Here is a 15,052-nt window from a genome sequence, read left to right on the forward strand (position 1 = left end):
ACGACAGGAGAGAGCATGTCCACCTACGCCATCGGTGACTTGCAGGGCTGCCACGCCGAATTTGTCGCCCTGCTCGAACGCTTGTCATTCGATCCACGCCACGACCGGCTCTGGCTGGCCGGCGACCTGGTCAATCGTGGCCCGGGCTCGCTCGATTGCCTGCGTGAGGTCATGGCACTGGACGCAAGTGCCGAGGTGGTGCTGGGCAATCATGATCTGCACCTGCTGGCCGTGGCACGCGGTGGCGCCGGGCTCAAGCGCAAGGATACTCTGGCGGCCATCCTCGAGGCGTCTGATCGCGAGACGCTGCTAGACTGGCTGCAGAGTCGCCCGCTGTTGGTGCGTCGAGATGATACGCTGATGACACATGCCGGCATACCGCCGCACTGGGAAGCCGATCAGGCCGAACGATTGGCCGGTGAAGTCGCGACCTGCCTGCGCGGTGAGCGTGCCGGGGCGTTCCTCGAGCGCATGTACGGCAACGAGCCCTCGTGCTGGCGGGATGACCTCGAGGGCATCGAGCGCCAGCGGATGATCGTCAATACCTTCACGCGGATGCGCTTCATCGATGCCGAGGGCTGCCTCGACTTCGCCGCCAAGGAAGGGTTCGACAGTGCGCCCGAGGGCTTCGCTCCCTGGTTCCAGTTTGCCCGTCATGACCCGGTGCGCCTGCTGTTTGGCCACTGGGCGGCACTGGAGGGGCGCACGCCGGGCAGTCGGGTACAGGCCGAGGCCCTGGATACCGGTTGTGTGTGGGGTGGCGAATTGACTGCCCTGAATCTCGAGACCGGCGAGCGCATCAGCGTGCCCGGCTGGCGCTGACACTTTCTTCCGACGACGGAGGTTCGCATGACATCCTCTTCTTTTCAGCATCTGGACGTCGCCACCCTGGCCGGCTGGCTGGATGCGGCGCGTCCACTGACCCTGGTCGACATTCGTGACCCGGCAAGCTTCGCCGCCGGCCACCTGCCCGGCAGCCGCCATCTGGACAACGATGGGGTGCCGGCACTGTTGGCCGAAGCCGAGCGCGAGACGCCGCTGGTGGTGGTCTGCTATCACGGCAACTCCAGCCAGCAGGCCGCCGCCTGGCTGGCCGGCCAGGGCTTCGAGGACGTCTACAGCCTGGATGGCGGCTTCACCGATTGGCGGTCGAAGCATCCCGAGCGGGTGGCATCGGGTGATGTCGACGGAGCTTGATCATCGTCTCGCCGGCCTCGATGTCTATCGGGTCGGTGGTGCCGTACGCGATGCTCTGCTGGGTTGGCCGGTCACCGATGTCGACTGGGTCGTGGTCGGTGCCACGCCCGAGGCCATGCGGCAACGCGGCTTCAAACCGGTGGGGCGCGATTTTCCGGTCTTCCTGCATCCCGACAGTCATGAGGAATTCGCCCTGGCGCGCACGGAGCGCAAGTCGGGGCATGGCTATACCGGCTTCGAGATCCATGCCAGTCCATCGGTCACCCTCGAGGAGGACCTGGCGCGCCGCGACCTGACCATCAATGCCATGGCCGAGACGCCGTCGGGCGAACTGGTCGATCCCTTCGGCGGCCGTGCCGACCTGGAGGCGCGGGTGCTGCGCCATGTCTCACCGGCCTTTATCGAGGACCCGCTGCGGGTACTGCGGGTCGCGCGTTTTCTGGCGCGCTATGCCGGTCTTGGCTTCGTCATCGCCGAGGAAACCCTGACCCTGATGCGGCGGTTGGTGACGAGTGGTGAAATCGCCCATCTGGTTGCCGAGCGGGTCTGGACGGAGACCGAGAAGGCGCTGGGCGAACCCTGGCCCGATGTCTATTTCCAGACGCTCGACGACCGCGGTGCCCTGGCGGTGCTGATGCCGGAGCTGGTGGCGGATACCGCGCAACTGGACGAGGCCCTGGGGCGCCTGCAGCGCTTGCCCGAGGATATCGATTCCCATGAGGCGGCTTTCTGGCGCTGGGCGCGTCTGGTGGAGCATCTGGTGCCAGAGCAGCGGCGTCACCTGTCCGAACGCTTGCGACTACCCAAGGCGGTGAGTCGTCTGGCCGATCAGGCCGCGCACACGCACCGCCTGGTCCACGAAACGGGCATGGTCGATGGCAAACGGGTCATGGCCTGGCTCGAGGGGATCGATGCCTGGCGCCGCAGCGAACGTGTGCCGTCATTGATCGCTCTGGTCAGCCTGGACGATGCCAGTCTGGCCGAGGACCTGGCGCTGGCCTGGCGGCTGGCGACGCAAATCCTGCCGAAAAGCCTGGTCGATGAAGGTTACAAGGGCCGGGCGCTGGGGGAGGAACTGGCGCGCCGGCGTCGCGCAGCAATCGATGGCGTGATGGAGACAGGGCGCTAGTTCCGAGGAATGCTCGAGCTAATGGACAAATCGCGCCCCCGCCAGACGAAGCTCACCGGCCACAGGTGCTGGTCGCTGGCGTCCAGGGCTTTCCAGAGATCGCGATAGCGCTCGCCGTTCACCGGGTGGCGCGTGTCGGGCAGCAGTTCCGCCAGGGGCTTGAGCACGAAGGCATGGTGCAGGATTTCCGCACGAGGCAGGCTGACGCCGTCGTGTTCGCCGCTGAGCCCTCCCACGTCGAGCAGGTCGACGTCCAGAGTGCGAGGGCTGAACTTGGGGCTGTCAGGATGCCGGCCGTTGGCGAATTCCAGACGCTTGCACCAGGCCTGCAGCTCACCCACCGTCCAGTCGCAGTCGAACAGCGCCACCAGGTTGTAGAAGTTGCGGCCGTCCTCGAAACCCACCGGCTCGCTCTCGTAGACCTTCGAGACGCGTAGGTCGTCGAAGGTCTCCGCGAGGGCATCCAGGCAGGCGCGAATGTGGCGCTCGCGCTCGATGTTACTGCCGATGCTGACGCTGACACGGGCCATCAGTTTGTTTCCTCTCGCGTGCCGCGTTCGATGCGTACTCCCACCGCCTTGGCGGCCGGTACCGCGCCGGGCTTGCGCAGCGTCAGGCGCAGCCAGGCAATGGCGTACTCGTGGCGCAGCGTCTCGGCGAGGCGTTCGGCGAAGGTCTCGACAAGCTCAAACTGGTGAGTCGCGCCGAAGTCGGCGATGCGTTCGCTGATCGCGGCATAGTCGAGGGTTTCGTCGACGGCGTCGCGAGCTGCGGCGGGGCGGATGTCGGTGGCCATTTCCAGGTCCAGCACCAGCGTCTGGGTCATGGTGCGTTCCCAGTCATAGACGCCGATCACGGTGTCGACCTTGAGGGCTTCGATCAGTACGAGGTCCATCGGAATTCCTGGCGCGTTTGACGGTGAAGGCGCGGCCGATTGTACGCGAGCCGGGGCGCCGACGACAGCGGGGCGCTGTTCTCGGCAGGGCGTGGCTGGCAGAATGGCCGGCTGAACCCTTCTTCGAGGCGCGGTCGTGCTGACGACTCTCGAAACGACCCTGCCACTGATGGCGTTGGGGTATCTCAGTGGAACCTGGCTCGGTGCCCTGATGGTGTGCCGTCTGGCCGGCGTGCCCGATCCCCGTCTGGCCGGCTCCTGCAATCCTGGCTTTTCCAACGTGTTGCGCCTGCACGGCATGCGCTTGGCGCTGGCTACCTTGCTGGTGGATACCGTCAAGGGGATGCCGGTGTTGGGCCTGGCGTTGCTCCGGGATCTGCCGCCCTGGGCGCAGGGATTGGTGGGGCTCGGCGTCATGTTGGGCCATAGCTATCCCGTCTGGTATCGCTTTCGGGGTGGGCGAGCGGTCGCCTGCGCCTTCGGTGTGATGCTCGTGCTGACGCCCTGGGTGGCACTGTGCTGCGCCCTGCTGTGGTGCCTGCTGGCCGGCAGTGGTCGGATGGCCGCACTCGCCTCCCTGGCGAGCGCGGCCCTGGCGCCGCTGTTCACCCTCTGGCTGGCGCCGGCCTATACCGAGGTAGTGATCGTATTTACCTTGCTGGTGCTGATCCGGCACGCGTTCTATCTGAGGCGGTGGTCGGGACGCTGAGGCGCTGGTCGGGACGGGATGAGTAGTCGTTAGCCACGAGTTACGAGTTACGAGATTCGAGCCAAAAGCTAGCCCGTCGTTCAGGGCTCGCCGAGGGTTTCCAGCGGCCAGCGGGGGACGGCCTGCATCTTTCCGGGCTCGTCGCGTTGGCCGGCGCGCAGGCGTTGCGCGCCGGCATAGGCGATCATGGCGCCGTTGTCGGTGCAGAAGCGGCCGCGTGGATAGTACACCCGAGCATCGCGTTTTCCCGCTTCGTGCGCCAAGCGTTCGCGCAACCGCTGGTTGGCGCTGACCCCGCCGGCGACGACTAGCCGCGTCAGGCCGGTGGCGTCGAGCGCGCGGCGGCATTTGATCACCAGGGTATCGACGACCGCATCCTCGAAGGCGCGTGCCACATCGGCGCGTGCCTGGTCGTCGAGTGTGCCTTCGGCCTCGAACTGACGGATGGTGGTCAGGGTATGGGTCTTCAAGCCGGAAAAGCTGAAGTCCAGTCCCGGGCGATCGGTCATGGGGCGCGGGAAGCGCAGCCGTCCCGGGCTGCCCGTTTCGGCGAGCCGGGCCACGGCGGGGCCACCGGGATAGTCCAGACCGAGCATCTTGGCCGCCTTGTCGAAGGCCTCACCGGCGGCATCGTCCACTGATTCACCGAGCAGTCGGTAACGCCCGATGCCGGTGACTTCCACCAACTGGGTATGGCCGCCGGAGACCAGCAGGGCGACGAAGGGGAAGTCGGGGGGATCGTCTTCCAGCATGGGGGCCAGCAGGTGGCCTTCCATATGATGCACGCCGAGCACCGGAATACCGAGTGCCCGGGCCATGCCGTGGGCAGTGCTGGCACCGACCATCAGCGCGCCGACCAGGCCAGGTCCGGCGGTGTAAGCGATGGCGTCGAGGTCCTGTCGACGCATGCCGGCGTCGTCGAGCACCCGCTGGATCAGTGGCAGCAGGCGACGGGTGTGATCGCGGGAGGCCAGTTCAGGCACCACGCCACCGTATTCGGCATGCATGGCGATCTGGCTATGCAGGGCGTCGGCCGCAAGGCCCTGCTCGGTGTCGAAGAGGGCGACGCCGGTTTCGTCGCAGGAGGTCTCGATGCCCAATACGCGCATGGTCATGGCTCGGTGGATCGGAAATGGCGGTATTCTACGCGTTTTGGACGCGCGGCGGCAGGGGCGGATCGGCGAAACGGTTTGCATGGCAGCATCACGACGACTAGAATACTGTGCGCTGTAAGACTGGGTCGTGCGCCCGGGACTCGCATTTTCCATTGTCACCGTGCTACGGCATCGTCCGGGCGAAGCGTGATGGAGTCCTTAGGGTGTGCGTTCAAACCGAACTCAAGTTTTCAAGGTAGGTGAGTGCTTAATGCCTTCTGTCAAAGTACGCGATAACGAGCCGTTTGACGTCGCGCTGCGTCGCTTCAAGCGTTCCTGTGAAAAAGCCGGTGTGCTCTCCGAGGTTCGCCGTCGCGAGCAGTACGAGAAGCCGACCGCAGAGCGCAAGCGCAAGGCGGCGGCTGCCGTCAAGCGTCACGCCAAGAAGCTCCAGCGTGAGCGCAAGCGTTTCGAACGGCTCTATTGATCCGTACTTGGGGCGGCCCTTCTCGGGTCGTCTCGGGAGGACGCCCAAGCGGCCGCCAATCGGTGGCCGCTTGTTTTTGCGTTGTGCGTCGTCGCACCCTCGTTTTTCCGCTTTCGGGATAGCCTGAATGGCCGGACAGATTCCGCAACGTTTCATCGATGACCTGTTGGCCCGCACCGATGTGGTCGAGATCGTGGGTGAGCGGGTCAAACTCAAGAAATCGGGGCGCAATCACTCCGGGCTGTGTCCCTTCCATCAGGAAAAATCGCCGTCGTTCACCGTCAGCGCCGACAAGCAGTTCTATCACTGCTTCGGTTGTGGTGCCCACGGTAACGCTCTTGGTTTCTTGATGGAGTATGACCGCCTGCGGTTCCCCGAGGCGGTGGAACACCTGGCCGCGCGACTAGGGCTGGAAGTTCCTCGTGAGGGAGACGACGACCCCCGCCAGCAGGCGCGCGAACGCAAGCGCAAGGAAGGCGTCAACCTGCTGGAGCTGGCGGCGAGCTTCTTTCGCGAGCGCCTGAAGATGCCGGAAGGCGAGGCGGCGCGCGCCTATCTCGACAAGCGGGGGCTCTCGCCCGAGGTGGTGCGTGATTTCGGCATTGGTTTCGCGCCTGCTGAGTGGGAGGCGATGCGCCGTCATCTCGGCGAGCGCGGCATCAGCGAGGCCGTTCAGATCGAGTACGGTCTGCTGGTGCATCGGGAGGACAGCGGCCGCACCTACGATCGCTTCCGCGACCGGGTGATGTTCCCGATCCGCGATATTCGCGGTCGTACCGTGGCCTTCGGCGGGCGGGTGCTTGGCGATGCCAAGCCCAAGTACCTCAACTCGCCGGAAACACCGGTGTTTCACAAGGGCCGCGAGCTCTACGGTCTCTATGAGGCGCGTCAGGCCAATGCCCGGCTGGATCGTGTGGTGATCGTCGAGGGCTACATGGATGTGGTGGCCCTGGCTCAGTTCGGCATTCGCAATGCGGTGGCCACGCTGGGCACGGCGACCACCGAGGATCATCTGTCGCGGTTGTTTCGCGTGGTCGACGAAGTGGTGTTTTGCTTCGACGGCGACCGAGCAGGCCGCCAGGCGGCGGATCGGGCTCTGCGTACGGCGCTGCCGATGATGATTGACGGGCGTCAGGCACGTTTCTTGTTTCTGCCCGAAGGCGAGGACCCGGACACCCTGGTGCGTCGCGAGGGGAGCGAGGCCTTCGAGGACCGTATCACCTGCGCGAGTCCGTTGTCGGAGTTTCTGTTCGAGTTGGCGGCGCAAGGGCGTGATCTGGCGCGCATCGAAGAGCGCGAGCGTTATGCCAGTCAGGTGCTGGAAGCGATCGAGCTGTTGCCCGAGGGAATGTTGAAGTCCTTGCTGTTGACGGAACTCTCGCGGCGTACTGGCGTCGACCAATCAAGCTTCGAATCCTTGATGATGCGTCACGCTGGCTCGGAGGGTGGTCGAGCGTCGCCGGACGAGGCCGCGCCGCCACCGATGGCTGAGGCAGCACCGGTGATGGGTGAGGCATCGGTGGGCGAGGCATCGGCGTCCAGCGGAACTCTTGGGTTGATGGCGCGAGCCTTGCAGTTACTGGTGCATGAGCCGGGGTTGGTCGAGCGCCTGCCGGAGAGCGACGACTGGTGTCCCCAGGAGGATGGCGATGCCCGGCTGTGCCGCGAGGTGGTGCGTCTGCTCAAGGCTGGACGCTATCGCAGTGCCCAGGTGTTGCTGGCGCATTTTCACGGTACGCCGGAAGGTGAGCGCCTGGCTGAGCTGGCACGCCGAGAGCCACTGGTACCCAAGGGGGTGCGCGGTGTCGAACTGGATAATTGGGTGTCGTACTTTCAGCGCCATCGCCGGCAACGGTCTCCCCAGGAGGAGTACGATGCCCTGCTGGCTCGGAGTCGCACTGGTGAGCGGCTGTCGCAGCAAGAGCGCCAGCGGCTGAACGAACTGTTGATGGAGCTGAAAGGATGACGGCCTCGAAGGCGCCGGAAAAGTGGCGCGAGGGTTGAATTCTCTCCTACCATCACCACATTAAGAGCGTAACCAAACGGGACGCAACCGGATAAGCTAACACACCTGAATGACCGCGCAAACACACCGAGCTAGCAAAACAGTAGGCGAAACCGCTATACTGTTCGGCTTATCGAGTTTTCTCCGCCTCAGTGCTTCAGGTGCTTCATTCTTCTTCGTCGAGATAGGGTTTCTATGGCTGGAAATGCGCAGCAGCAGTCACGTCTGAAGGAGTTGATCGCGCGCGGCAAGGAACAGGGCTTCCTGACCTATGCCGAGGTCAACGACCATCTACCCGAGGATATCGCCGACCCGGATCAGGTGGAAGACATCATCGGCATGATCAACGACATGGGTATCAATGTCGTCGAGGAAGCCCCCGACGAAGACACCCTGATGATGGCCGATCAATCCACCGACGAGTCGGCGGCCGAGGAGGCCGTGGCAGCGCTGGCGGCGGTGGAAGGCGATGTGGGACGCACCACCGATCCGGTGCGCATGTACATGCGCGAAATGGGGACGGTGGAGCTGTTGACCCGCGAGGGCGAAATCGAGATCGCCAAGCGCATCGAGGAAGGGACCCGCGAAGTCATGTCGGCGTTGGCTTACCTGCCCGGCGCGGTGGATTCCATCCTCGATGCCTATGATGCCACTCAGGATGAAGAGGCTCCGGGGCGTCTTTCCGATCTGTTCTCGGGCTTCATCGATCCCGACGAGGGGATTCCCGGTGTGGCCGAGGCGGACGTTCCCGAGCCCGAACCCGAGCGGAGCGCTGCGGACGGCGAGACATCCGACGAGGATGACGACGCCGAGGAAGAAGAGTCCGGCGGCGGTCCGGATCCCGAGGAAGCGCGGGCGCGTTTCGAGCAGATTCGCCAGCAGAACGAGGCGGCACGTCGCGCCATCGAGGAGCATGGTCGCGGTGCCAAGCAGGCCCAGAATGAACTGGCGCGTCTTGCCGAGCTGTTCTCGCCGATCAAGCTGGTACCCAAGCATTTCGAGCGCCTGGTCGGTCAGGTGCGCATCAGCGTCGAGCAGGTGCGTGCCCAGGAAAAGGCGATCATGCAGTTGTGCGTCAAGAAGGCGAAGGTGCCGCGCAAGACCTTCATCAAGTCCTTCCCGGGCAATGAATCCCGCCAGGATTGGCTGGACACCTTCATGGCCGAGCACGCCAGATATGCTGACCGGCTCGCAGCGCTGAAGGGCGACATCCAGCGTGCCCAACGCAAGATTGCCTTCGAAGAGGAGATGGTGGCGCTGGTGGTGCCCGACCTCAAGGAGGTCAATCGCCGGCTTTCCATCGGCGAGGCCAAGGCGCGTCGGGCCAAGAAGGAGATGGTCGAGGCCAACCTGCGTCTGGTGATCTCCATTGCCAAGAAGTACACCAACCGTGGCCTTCAGTTCCTGGACCTGATCCAGGAAGGCAACATCGGCTTGATGAAGGCCGTGGACAAGTTCGAATATCGTCGCGGTTACAAGTTCTCGACCTATGCCACCTGGTGGATTCGCCAGGCGATCACTCGCTCGATCGCCGACCAGGCGCGGACCATCCGCATTCCGGTGCACATGATCGAGACCATCAACAAGCTCAATCGTGTCTCGCGCCAGATGTTGCAGGAGATGGGGCGCGAGCCGACCCCCGAGGAGCTTGGCGAGCGCCTCGAGATGCCCGAGGACAAGGTGCGCAAGGTGCTCAAGATCGCCAAGGAGCCGATCTCCATGGAGACGCCCATCGGTGACGACGACGATTCGCACCTGGGCGACTTCATCGAGGATGGCACCATGGTGCTGCCCATCGACTCGGCTACTGGCGAGGGGCTTATCGAGGCCACCCGCAACGTGCTCGGCGGCCTGACGGCCCGCGAGGCCAAGGTGCTGCGCATGCGCTTCGGCATCGACATGAACACCGATCACACCCTCGAGGAGGTCGGCAAGCAGTTCGATGTGACGCGCGAGCGGATTCGCCAGATCGAGGCCAAGGCCCTGCGCAAGCTGCGCCATCCGTCGCGTTCCGAGCCGCTACGTTCTTTCCTCGACGAATAGTCGCGATAGCGAGTCTCAGGCGCAATGCACGACGCCCGCGGATTGTTCCGCGGGCGTCGTCGTTTCGGAGGTTGGTCGCGTGGAAGGCTCAGCGCCCGGTGATTAGTCGGCGACGGACCAGCAGAACCAGTTCCAGCATGGCGAACAGCATCAGGGTGTAACCGAACAGTTCGGTGACTTCTTCCGCCGCGTTCTTGAAGGCGCGCAGATAGTGCTCGCCGAGGATCTCCTGCCACAGGGCGCTGCGGCCATACAGGCGGGAGAAGGCGTAGGTGGTCAGGAAGCCGGCCGCGAAGAGCCCGAAGGAGAAAGTGCCGGTGATCGACTCGAGTTCGGTCACGAAGGCCCGGCGATGGCGGATCACCACGAACAGCACGGGCAGCACCAGCAGGGCGACCAGCGTCTGCCAGGCGCCATCGAAGACATAGGTATCGAGCCAGGCGTCCTGCTCGCGGATCAATGAGGCGCCAAGCAGGCCGACCAGCAGCAGGGCGACATTGGGCAGCTGGCGTTGCCAGACTCGTACGGAGAGTGCCAACCCCGTTGCCAGCAGCAGCAGCATGGATTGGGCGAGTTCAGTGAAGCCGGATTCCGAAAACTGGGTGTAGTCGAGCTGTTGGGCTTCCTGCATGACGCCTTCCATCAAGGCGGCGATGATCACCAGATAAGCCAGGGCTCGCAGGCAGGTGGCTCGAAAGCTGATCCGGTCAGGGGGCGTATTGGACATCCGTCTTCTCGTGGCGTGGTGTATCGAAGAGCACAATTATACGCATCTTGTCCTGTCATCGCTCGCCGGCTAACGAACGGAGTGCGGTCTTTTTGCCTCCTCCACGAGCCAGTCATGCACGGCCCGCACGCGGCGATCGTCCAGAGCGCCGGCGGTGTAGACGATGCCATAGTGCATGCCGGTGGCGACACGTCGCTCCAGGGGGGCGATCAGGGCGCCGGTCTCCAACTCGTTGGTGATCAGGGTCTGGCGGGCGATGGCCACGCCCATGCCGGCGATGGCCGCTTCCATGGTCAAGTGGTTGCGGTTGAAGGTATAGCCGCGATGAACGTTTACCGAAGGCGCCTCGATGGCCTCCAGATAGTGTTCCCATTCGCCGTAGTCGCGACTTCCGCGCCAGGCGGTGACGTCGTGCAGTAGCGGATACCAGGCCAGGTCATCGGGGCGTCGCAGGGGAGGACGCCCGCGCAGCAGCGAGGGCGAGCAGACCGGGAAGATGGTTTCCTCGATCAGTGGTGTGATGGCCAGTCCCGGTGTCTGGCCGTCGTTGAGATCCAGGGCGAGATCGAAATCGCCTTCCCGCAGCGAGGTGCTGCTGTCCTCGGCGGTGACGTGCAGCTCGATGTCGGGGAAACGCGCCTGAAGCCGAGGCAGGCGGGGCATCAGCCACTTGTTGAGGAATGAGGGGACACTGCGTAGCCGGATGATGCCGCTCATCACCCCGCTGCGCAGTCGTTTTACTTCGAGCCCCACAGCCTGATAGGCGTCGTCGACTACGGTGGCCAGTCGTCTGCCTTCCTCGGTCAGGGCGAGGCGGCGGGGCAGGCGCCGGAACAGCTTGAAGCCCAGCCTGTCCTCCAACTGTTTGATCTGCTGGCTGACCGCGCCGGTGGTGACGTGCAGTTCTTCCGCCGCCCGAGTGAACGAGAGATGGCGCGCGCTGACAGCGAAGACCTTCAGCCAGGCGTGGGTCTGAGAATTGAGAAGACGGCTCATGGTTTAGTCATACTATACTGAAAGCGAGATATTCTCGATTGCTCGGGGCAAAACCTGCCTCCAACATAAGGGTCAAATGAGGTGAATGCCAGTTGGGTTTAGCCTGACTGACAGAAAGCCATAGAGAAAGGCACCTGAACAAACGCCTTCCGCCAGATCCTGACCACCGGTTTTACCCGGTCACGCAATGAGGCACCATCATGGCAATCAGCGTCTTCGACTTGTTCAAGATCGGTATCGGGCCGTCGAGCTCCCATACGGTGGGCCCGATGCGGGCGGCCCATGACTTCATCCAGGCGTTGCGTGGCCGTGACCTGCTCGAACGGGTGGCGCGGATCGAGATCCATCTGCATGGCTCGCTTTCGTCCACCGGCAAGGGACACGGCACCGACCGGGCGACCATCATGGGGCTGATGGGCGAGAGTCCCGACAGCATCGATCCGGCGATCGTCTCGCCCTGTATCGAGGAGTTACTGGAGTCCCAGACCCTGCTGCTCGATGGCCATCTGGCGATTCCCTTCGTCTGGGCGCGCGACCTGCAATGGCATGACGAGAGTCTGCCTTATCATCCCAATGCGATGACGCTGGTGGCGCATGGCCATGCCGATGAACTGTATCGCAACGTCTTCTACTCGGTGGGGGGCGGCTTCGTGGTCGATCAGGGGCAGGTCGATCGGGACGAGCTGGATGCCGATACCACGGCACTGCCCTATGAGTTCAACAGCGCCGCCGAGCTGCTGGCCTTGTGCCGGCTGCATGATCTGCGCATCAGCGAGCTGATGATGGAGAACGAGAAGGCCTGGCGGGACGAATCCGAGATTCGTGCCGGCCTCTGGCACATCTGGGAAGCCATGCAGGCCTGCGTCAACCAGGGGTTCGCCAACGAGGGCATTCTGCCCGGCGGTCTCGAGGTCAAACGGCGCGCGGCGGCCCTGCATCGTCGACTGGAGGCGATGGAGGATGACGCCAGTCTGATCACTTCGACCTTCTCCGCTATGGACTGGGTCAATGTCTTCGCCTTGGCGGTGAACGAGGAGAATGCCGCCGGTGGCCGCATGGTCACCGCACCCACCAATGGGGCAGCGGGGATCATTCCGGCGGTGCTGCACTATTACATGAAGTTCCAGCAGGGTGCTTGCGAGCGTAACGTGGTGGACTTTCTGCTGACCGCCGGTGCGGTAGGCATCCTGTGCAAGAAGAATGCATCCATTTCCGGCGCCGAGGTCGGCTGTCAGGGCGAGGTGGGGTCGGCCTGCGCCATGGCTGCCGCTGGACTCACCGAGGTGATGGGGGGCAGCGCCGCCCAGGTCGAGAATGCCGCCGAGATCGGTCTCGAGCATAACCTGGGCCTGACCTGCGACCCGGTCGGCGGGCTGGTCCAGGTTCCCTGTATCGAACGCAATGCCATCGCCTCGGTCAAGGCGATCAATGCGACCCAGATGGCGCTGCGTGGCGACGGTGAGCATTTCATTTCGCTGGACAAGGCTATTCGCACCATGCGCGATACCGGCGCCGACATGCAGGAGAAGTACAAGGAGACTTCCAAGGGTGGTCTGGCCGTCAATGCCATCGAGTGTTGACCCTTTTTCTTGCCGGGCCGCCCGAGGCGGTCACCTTCGGCGCGACACCTTCGGGTGTCGCGCTTTTTTATGGGACTCCTCTTGCCGGTGTCAGGATGGAGCGGTGGTAGGCTGAGCGGTTCTCTTCGTCGGAACGCAGTTGCACCGCTACTTCAACCGGTGTAATAACCATCGGGCAGGCCTCCATGGCAAACCTGTCAGGAGGGCGCGACCGAGAGGGCGCACATGATGATGATTTTCGGATTTGTCGCCGGCCTGGCGCTGTTGATCGTCGGCGCCGAGGTGCTGGTCAGGGGGGCGTCGCGTCTGGCTCTGCGGATGGGCATCTCGCCGCTGATCATTGGTCTGACGGTGGTGGCCTTCGGCACCAGTTCGCCGGAACTGGCGGTCAGCGTGAAGTCGGCCCTTGATGACCAGGCCGGCATTGCCATGGGCAACGTGGTGGGCAGCAACATCTTCAACGTGCTGTTCATCCTTGGTGTCGCGGCGCTGATCGTGCCGCTGACGGTGGCCCCTCAGTTGATCCGCCAGGACATCCCGCTGATGATCGGCCTCTCCGGGCTGCTTCTGGTGTTGTCGCTCGATGGTCTGCTGGGGCGCTTGGATAGCCTGCTGCTGGTGGCCTGCCTGGCGGCGTACCTGCTGTTCCTGTTTCTGCACAATCGACGTGAGGCGCCGCCGCCTTCCAAGAAGTCGAACACGCCCTTGCCTCTCAATCTATTCATGGTGCTCGGTGGGTTGGCGCTCTTGGTGCTGGGCTCGCACTGGTTCGTGGGAGCCTCCGTCGAGATGGCGGCCAGGCTCGGGATCAGCGAGCAGGTGATCGGGCTGACGATCGTTGCTGCAGGCACCTCGCTGCCCGAGGTAGTAACGTCGCTCATCGCCGCACTGCGTGGTGAACGTGACATTGCGGTGGGCAATGTGGTGGGCAGCAACATCTTCAACATCCTGGGCGTGCTGGGGCTGTCCGGGCTGCTGGCGCCGTCCGGCATTGGTGTCTCTGCGGCCATGCTGGGCTTCGACATGCCAGTGATGATCGCTGTGGCGCTCGCCTGCCTGCCGATCTGTCTGACCGGCGGCACGATCAACCGCTGGGAAGGGGGAGTGTTGCTGGGCTACTACCTGGCCTATACCGCTTACCTGGTGCTGCAGGTCGCTCATCATGACGCGCTGCAAGGCTTCGGTGCGGTGATGAGCTATTTCGTGTTGCCCATCACGGCCCTGACCCTCATGGTTCTGGTAGTTCAGGAGCGTCGCCGTCGAACCTAGGGACGTCATGCGCTCGACCGGCGTTGTGCCGGCAGGCTGGGCCCGAGCTCGGCGACCAGGTAATCGAGGAACTGGCGAACCTTGGGGGAGCGGTGCCGATGGCGCGGATAGACGGCCCAGACCGCGGTATCGTCGTGTCGGTAGGCGTCGAGCACGCTGATCAGCTCGCCCCGGGCCAGGTGCTGGTCGACATAGTAGTCGGGCAACTGCGCAAGCCCCAGGCCCTTGAGGGCGGCATCGAGCAGGGCCGGTCCGGAGTTACCGCGCCAGGGGCCATCGATGCGTATCTCGCGACGCACGCCGTTGACGTCGAATCGCCAGTGATCACGCGTACCCACCAGGCAGCGATGGCGAGCCAGCTCGGAGAGGGCATGGGGCTGGCCGTAATGGGTGAAATAGTCGGGTGAGCCGACCACGTACTCGCGACGTTCGCACAGCCGGCGGGCAATCAGCGATGAGTCCTGGAGCGTGCCCATGCGGATGGCGATGTCGAAACCTTCGTCGATGATGTCGACTCGCCGGTTGGTGAAGTGCATGCGCACCTCGAGCTGCGGGTGCAGGCGCATGAAATCATGGACCAGCGGTGCCAGGTAGCGTTCGCCGAAGGTGGTGGCGCAGGTGAGGCTGAGCAGGCCGCTGGGGCGGGTCTGGAGTTCCTTGATGGCCGCTTCGGCCTCACGGAAGCCGTCGAACAGATGATGGCAGTGCTGATAGTACAGGCGACCCGCCTCGGTCAGGCGTATGCGGCGCGTGGTCCGGTACAGCAGGGGAGTGTCCAGTTGGCTCTCCAACTGGCTGACCAGCCGGCTGACATGGGAACTCGAGACCCTCAGCCGCTCGGCGGCGGCATTGAAGGCGCCGAGTCGGACGACCTCGATGAAGGCTTCGACACGATCCCAGCGTTGCATGTTGGCGCCTCCA

The 15,052-nt window shown here is 64.0% G+C and carries 15 protein-coding genes; 9 read left to right on the top strand and 6 right to left on the bottom strand.

Features of this window, described 5'->3' with window-relative positions:
• Positions 1-15 precede the first annotated feature (15 nt).
• From FZZ93_RS07940 to FZZ93_RS07950, 3 genes are read left to right on the top strand one after another with little or no spacing between them, the layout of a single operon-like run.
• A complete protein-coding gene (locus FZZ93_RS07940) occupies positions 16-822 on the top strand; it encodes a symmetrical bis(5'-nucleosyl)-tetraphosphatase (RefSeq protein ID WP_149321782.1) in 807 nt (268 codons plus the stop codon).
• 27 nt (positions 823-849) lie between these two features.
• Complete coding sequence (glpE, locus tag FZZ93_RS07945) at positions 850-1,197, top strand: thiosulfate sulfurtransferase GlpE (protein ID WP_149321783.1); 348 nt, start codon at positions 850-852, stop codon at positions 1,195-1,197.
• A complete protein-coding gene (locus tag FZZ93_RS07950; protein WP_149321784.1) occupies positions 1,181-2,326 on the top strand; it encodes a tRNA nucleotidyltransferase/poly(A) polymerase-related protein in 1,146 nt (381 codons plus the stop codon). The genes glpE and FZZ93_RS07950 overlap by 17 nt, the downstream gene beginning before the upstream one ends.
• Here the strand turns inward: FZZ93_RS07950 and folK are convergent.
• The gene (folK, locus tag FZZ93_RS07955; RefSeq protein WP_149321785.1) at positions 2,323-2,856 is read right to left on the bottom strand and encodes a 2-amino-4-hydroxy-6-hydroxymethyldihydropteridine diphosphokinase; all 534 of its coding nucleotides are present in this window, start codon (positions 2,854-2,856) and stop codon (positions 2,323-2,325) included. The genes FZZ93_RS07950 and folK overlap by 4 nt on opposite strands.
• Positions 2,856-3,221 (bottom strand): dihydroneopterin aldolase, encoded by a 366-nt coding sequence (folB, locus tag FZZ93_RS07960; RefSeq protein WP_149321786.1) that lies wholly within the window; start codon positions 3,219-3,221, stop codon positions 2,856-2,858. Before folB ends, folK begins: the two co-directional genes overlap by 1 nt.
• 136 nt (positions 3,222-3,357) lie before the next feature.
• On the opposite strand from folB, the gene FZZ93_RS07965 reads away from it, so the two are divergent.
• Positions 3,358-3,930: a glycerol-3-phosphate acyltransferase gene (locus tag FZZ93_RS07965; protein WP_246146149.1), complete on the top strand. Its 573-nt coding sequence runs from the start codon at positions 3,358-3,360 to the stop codon at positions 3,928-3,930.
• A gap of 80 nt (positions 3,931-4,010) precedes the next feature.
• On the opposite strand, the gene tsaD is transcribed toward FZZ93_RS07965, so the two are convergent.
• Positions 4,011-5,039: a tRNA (adenosine(37)-N6)-threonylcarbamoyltransferase complex transferase subunit TsaD gene (gene tsaD, locus FZZ93_RS07970; RefSeq protein WP_149321860.1), complete on the bottom strand. Its 1,029-nt coding sequence runs from the start codon at positions 5,037-5,039 to the stop codon at positions 4,011-4,013.
• Positions 5,040-5,295: 256 nt separating this feature from the next.
• Between tsaD and rpsU the strand changes: the two genes are divergently transcribed.
• The 3 genes from rpsU to rpoD all read left to right on the top strand — a co-directional run bounded on the left by rpsU (position 5,296) and on the right by rpoD (position 9,559).
• The gene (rpsU, locus tag FZZ93_RS07975; RefSeq protein ID WP_013333229.1) at positions 5,296-5,511 is read left to right on the top strand and encodes a 30S ribosomal protein S21; all 216 of its coding nucleotides are present in this window, start codon (positions 5,296-5,298) and stop codon (positions 5,509-5,511) included.
• Between the two features lie 127 nt (positions 5,512-5,638).
• A complete protein-coding gene (gene dnaG / locus FZZ93_RS07980; RefSeq protein WP_149321787.1) occupies positions 5,639-7,477 on the top strand; it encodes a DNA primase in 1,839 nt (612 codons plus the stop codon).
• Positions 7,478-7,711: 234 nt separating this feature from the next.
• Positions 7,712-9,559, top strand: a complete 1,848-nt coding sequence (gene rpoD / locus FZZ93_RS07985; protein WP_149321788.1) for an RNA polymerase sigma factor RpoD — start codon at positions 7,712-7,714, stop codon at positions 9,557-9,559.
• 88 nt (positions 9,560-9,647) lie between these two features.
• Here rpoD and FZZ93_RS07990 read toward each other — a convergent pair whose 3' ends face one another.
• Positions 9,648-10,286 (bottom strand): hypothetical protein, encoded by a 639-nt coding sequence (locus tag FZZ93_RS07990; protein ID WP_149321789.1) that lies wholly within the window; start codon positions 10,284-10,286, stop codon positions 9,648-9,650.
• Positions 10,287-10,355: 69 nt separating this feature from the next.
• Positions 10,356-11,282: a LysR substrate-binding domain-containing protein gene (locus FZZ93_RS07995; protein ID WP_149321790.1), complete on the bottom strand. Its 927-nt coding sequence runs from the start codon at positions 11,280-11,282 to the stop codon at positions 10,356-10,358.
• Positions 11,283-11,482: 200 nt separating this feature from the next.
• On the opposite strand from FZZ93_RS07995, the gene FZZ93_RS08000 reads away from it, so the two are divergent.
• Both FZZ93_RS08000 and FZZ93_RS08005 read left to right on the top strand, forming a co-directional pair.
• Positions 11,483-12,862, top strand: a complete 1,380-nt coding sequence (locus tag FZZ93_RS08000) for an L-serine ammonia-lyase (RefSeq protein ID WP_149321791.1) — start codon at positions 11,483-11,485, stop codon at positions 12,860-12,862.
• Positions 12,863-13,087: 225 nt separating this feature from the next.
• Positions 13,088-14,131 (top strand): calcium/sodium antiporter, encoded by a 1,044-nt coding sequence (locus FZZ93_RS08005; RefSeq protein ID WP_223111778.1) that lies wholly within the window; start codon positions 13,088-13,090, stop codon positions 14,129-14,131.
• A gap of 5 nt (positions 14,132-14,136) precedes the next feature.
• On the opposite strand, the gene FZZ93_RS08010 is transcribed toward FZZ93_RS08005, so the two are convergent.
• A complete protein-coding gene (locus tag FZZ93_RS08010) occupies positions 14,137-15,039 on the bottom strand; it encodes a LysR family transcriptional regulator (protein ID WP_149321792.1) in 903 nt (300 codons plus the stop codon).
• Positions 15,040-15,052: the final 13 nt, after the last annotated feature.

Source organism: Halomonas eurihalina (assembly GCF_008274785.1).
Taxonomy (GTDB): Bacteria; Pseudomonadota; Gammaproteobacteria; order Pseudomonadales; family Halomonadaceae; genus Halomonas; species Halomonas eurihalina.

What these genes read in the sequence shown, in the direction of transcription:
- glpE (WP_149321783.1), top strand. Translation starts at nt 850, where the DNA reads ATGACATCCTCTTCTTTTCAGCATCTGGACGTCGCCACCCTGGCCGGC.
- FZZ93_RS07995 (WP_149321790.1), bottom strand. Translation starts at nt 11,282, where the DNA reads ATGAGCCGTCTTCTCAATTCTCAGACCCACGCCTGGCTGAAGGTCTTC.
- FZZ93_RS08000 (WP_149321791.1), top strand. Translation starts at nt 11,483, where the DNA reads ATGGCAATCAGCGTCTTCGACTTGTTCAAGATCGGTATCGGGCCGTCG.
- folK (WP_149321785.1), bottom strand. Translation starts at nt 2,856, where the DNA reads ATGGCCCGTGTCAGCGTCAGCATCGGCAGTAACATCGAGCGCGAGCGC.
- FZZ93_RS07940 (WP_149321782.1), top strand. Translation starts at nt 16, where the DNA reads ATGTCCACCTACGCCATCGGTGACTTGCAGGGCTGCCACGCCGAATTT.
- rpsU (WP_013333229.1), top strand. Translation starts at nt 5,296, where the DNA reads ATGCCTTCTGTCAAAGTACGCGATAACGAGCCGTTTGACGTCGCGCTG.
- rpoD (WP_149321788.1), top strand. Translation starts at nt 7,712, where the DNA reads ATGGCTGGAAATGCGCAGCAGCAGTCACGTCTGAAGGAGTTGATCGCG.
- FZZ93_RS07950 (WP_149321784.1), top strand. Translation starts at nt 1,181, where the DNA reads ATGTCGACGGAGCTTGATCATCGTCTCGCCGGCCTCGATGTCTATCGG.
- folB (WP_149321786.1), bottom strand. Translation starts at nt 3,221, where the DNA reads ATGGACCTCGTACTGATCGAAGCCCTCAAGGTCGACACCGTGATCGGC.
- FZZ93_RS08005 (WP_223111778.1), top strand. Translation starts at nt 13,088, where the DNA reads ATGATGATGATTTTCGGATTTGTCGCCGGCCTGGCGCTGTTGATCGTC.
- tsaD (WP_149321860.1), bottom strand. Translation starts at nt 5,039, where the DNA reads ATGCGCGTATTGGGCATCGAGACCTCCTGCGACGAAACCGGCGTCGCC.
- FZZ93_RS07990 (WP_149321789.1), bottom strand. Translation starts at nt 10,286, where the DNA reads ATGTCCAATACGCCCCCTGACCGGATCAGCTTTCGAGCCACCTGCCTG.
- FZZ93_RS08010 (WP_149321792.1), bottom strand. Translation starts at nt 15,039, where the DNA reads ATGCAACGCTGGGATCGTGTCGAAGCCTTCATCGAGGTCGTCCGACTC.
- dnaG (WP_149321787.1), top strand. Translation starts at nt 5,639, where the DNA reads ATGGCCGGACAGATTCCGCAACGTTTCATCGATGACCTGTTGGCCCGC.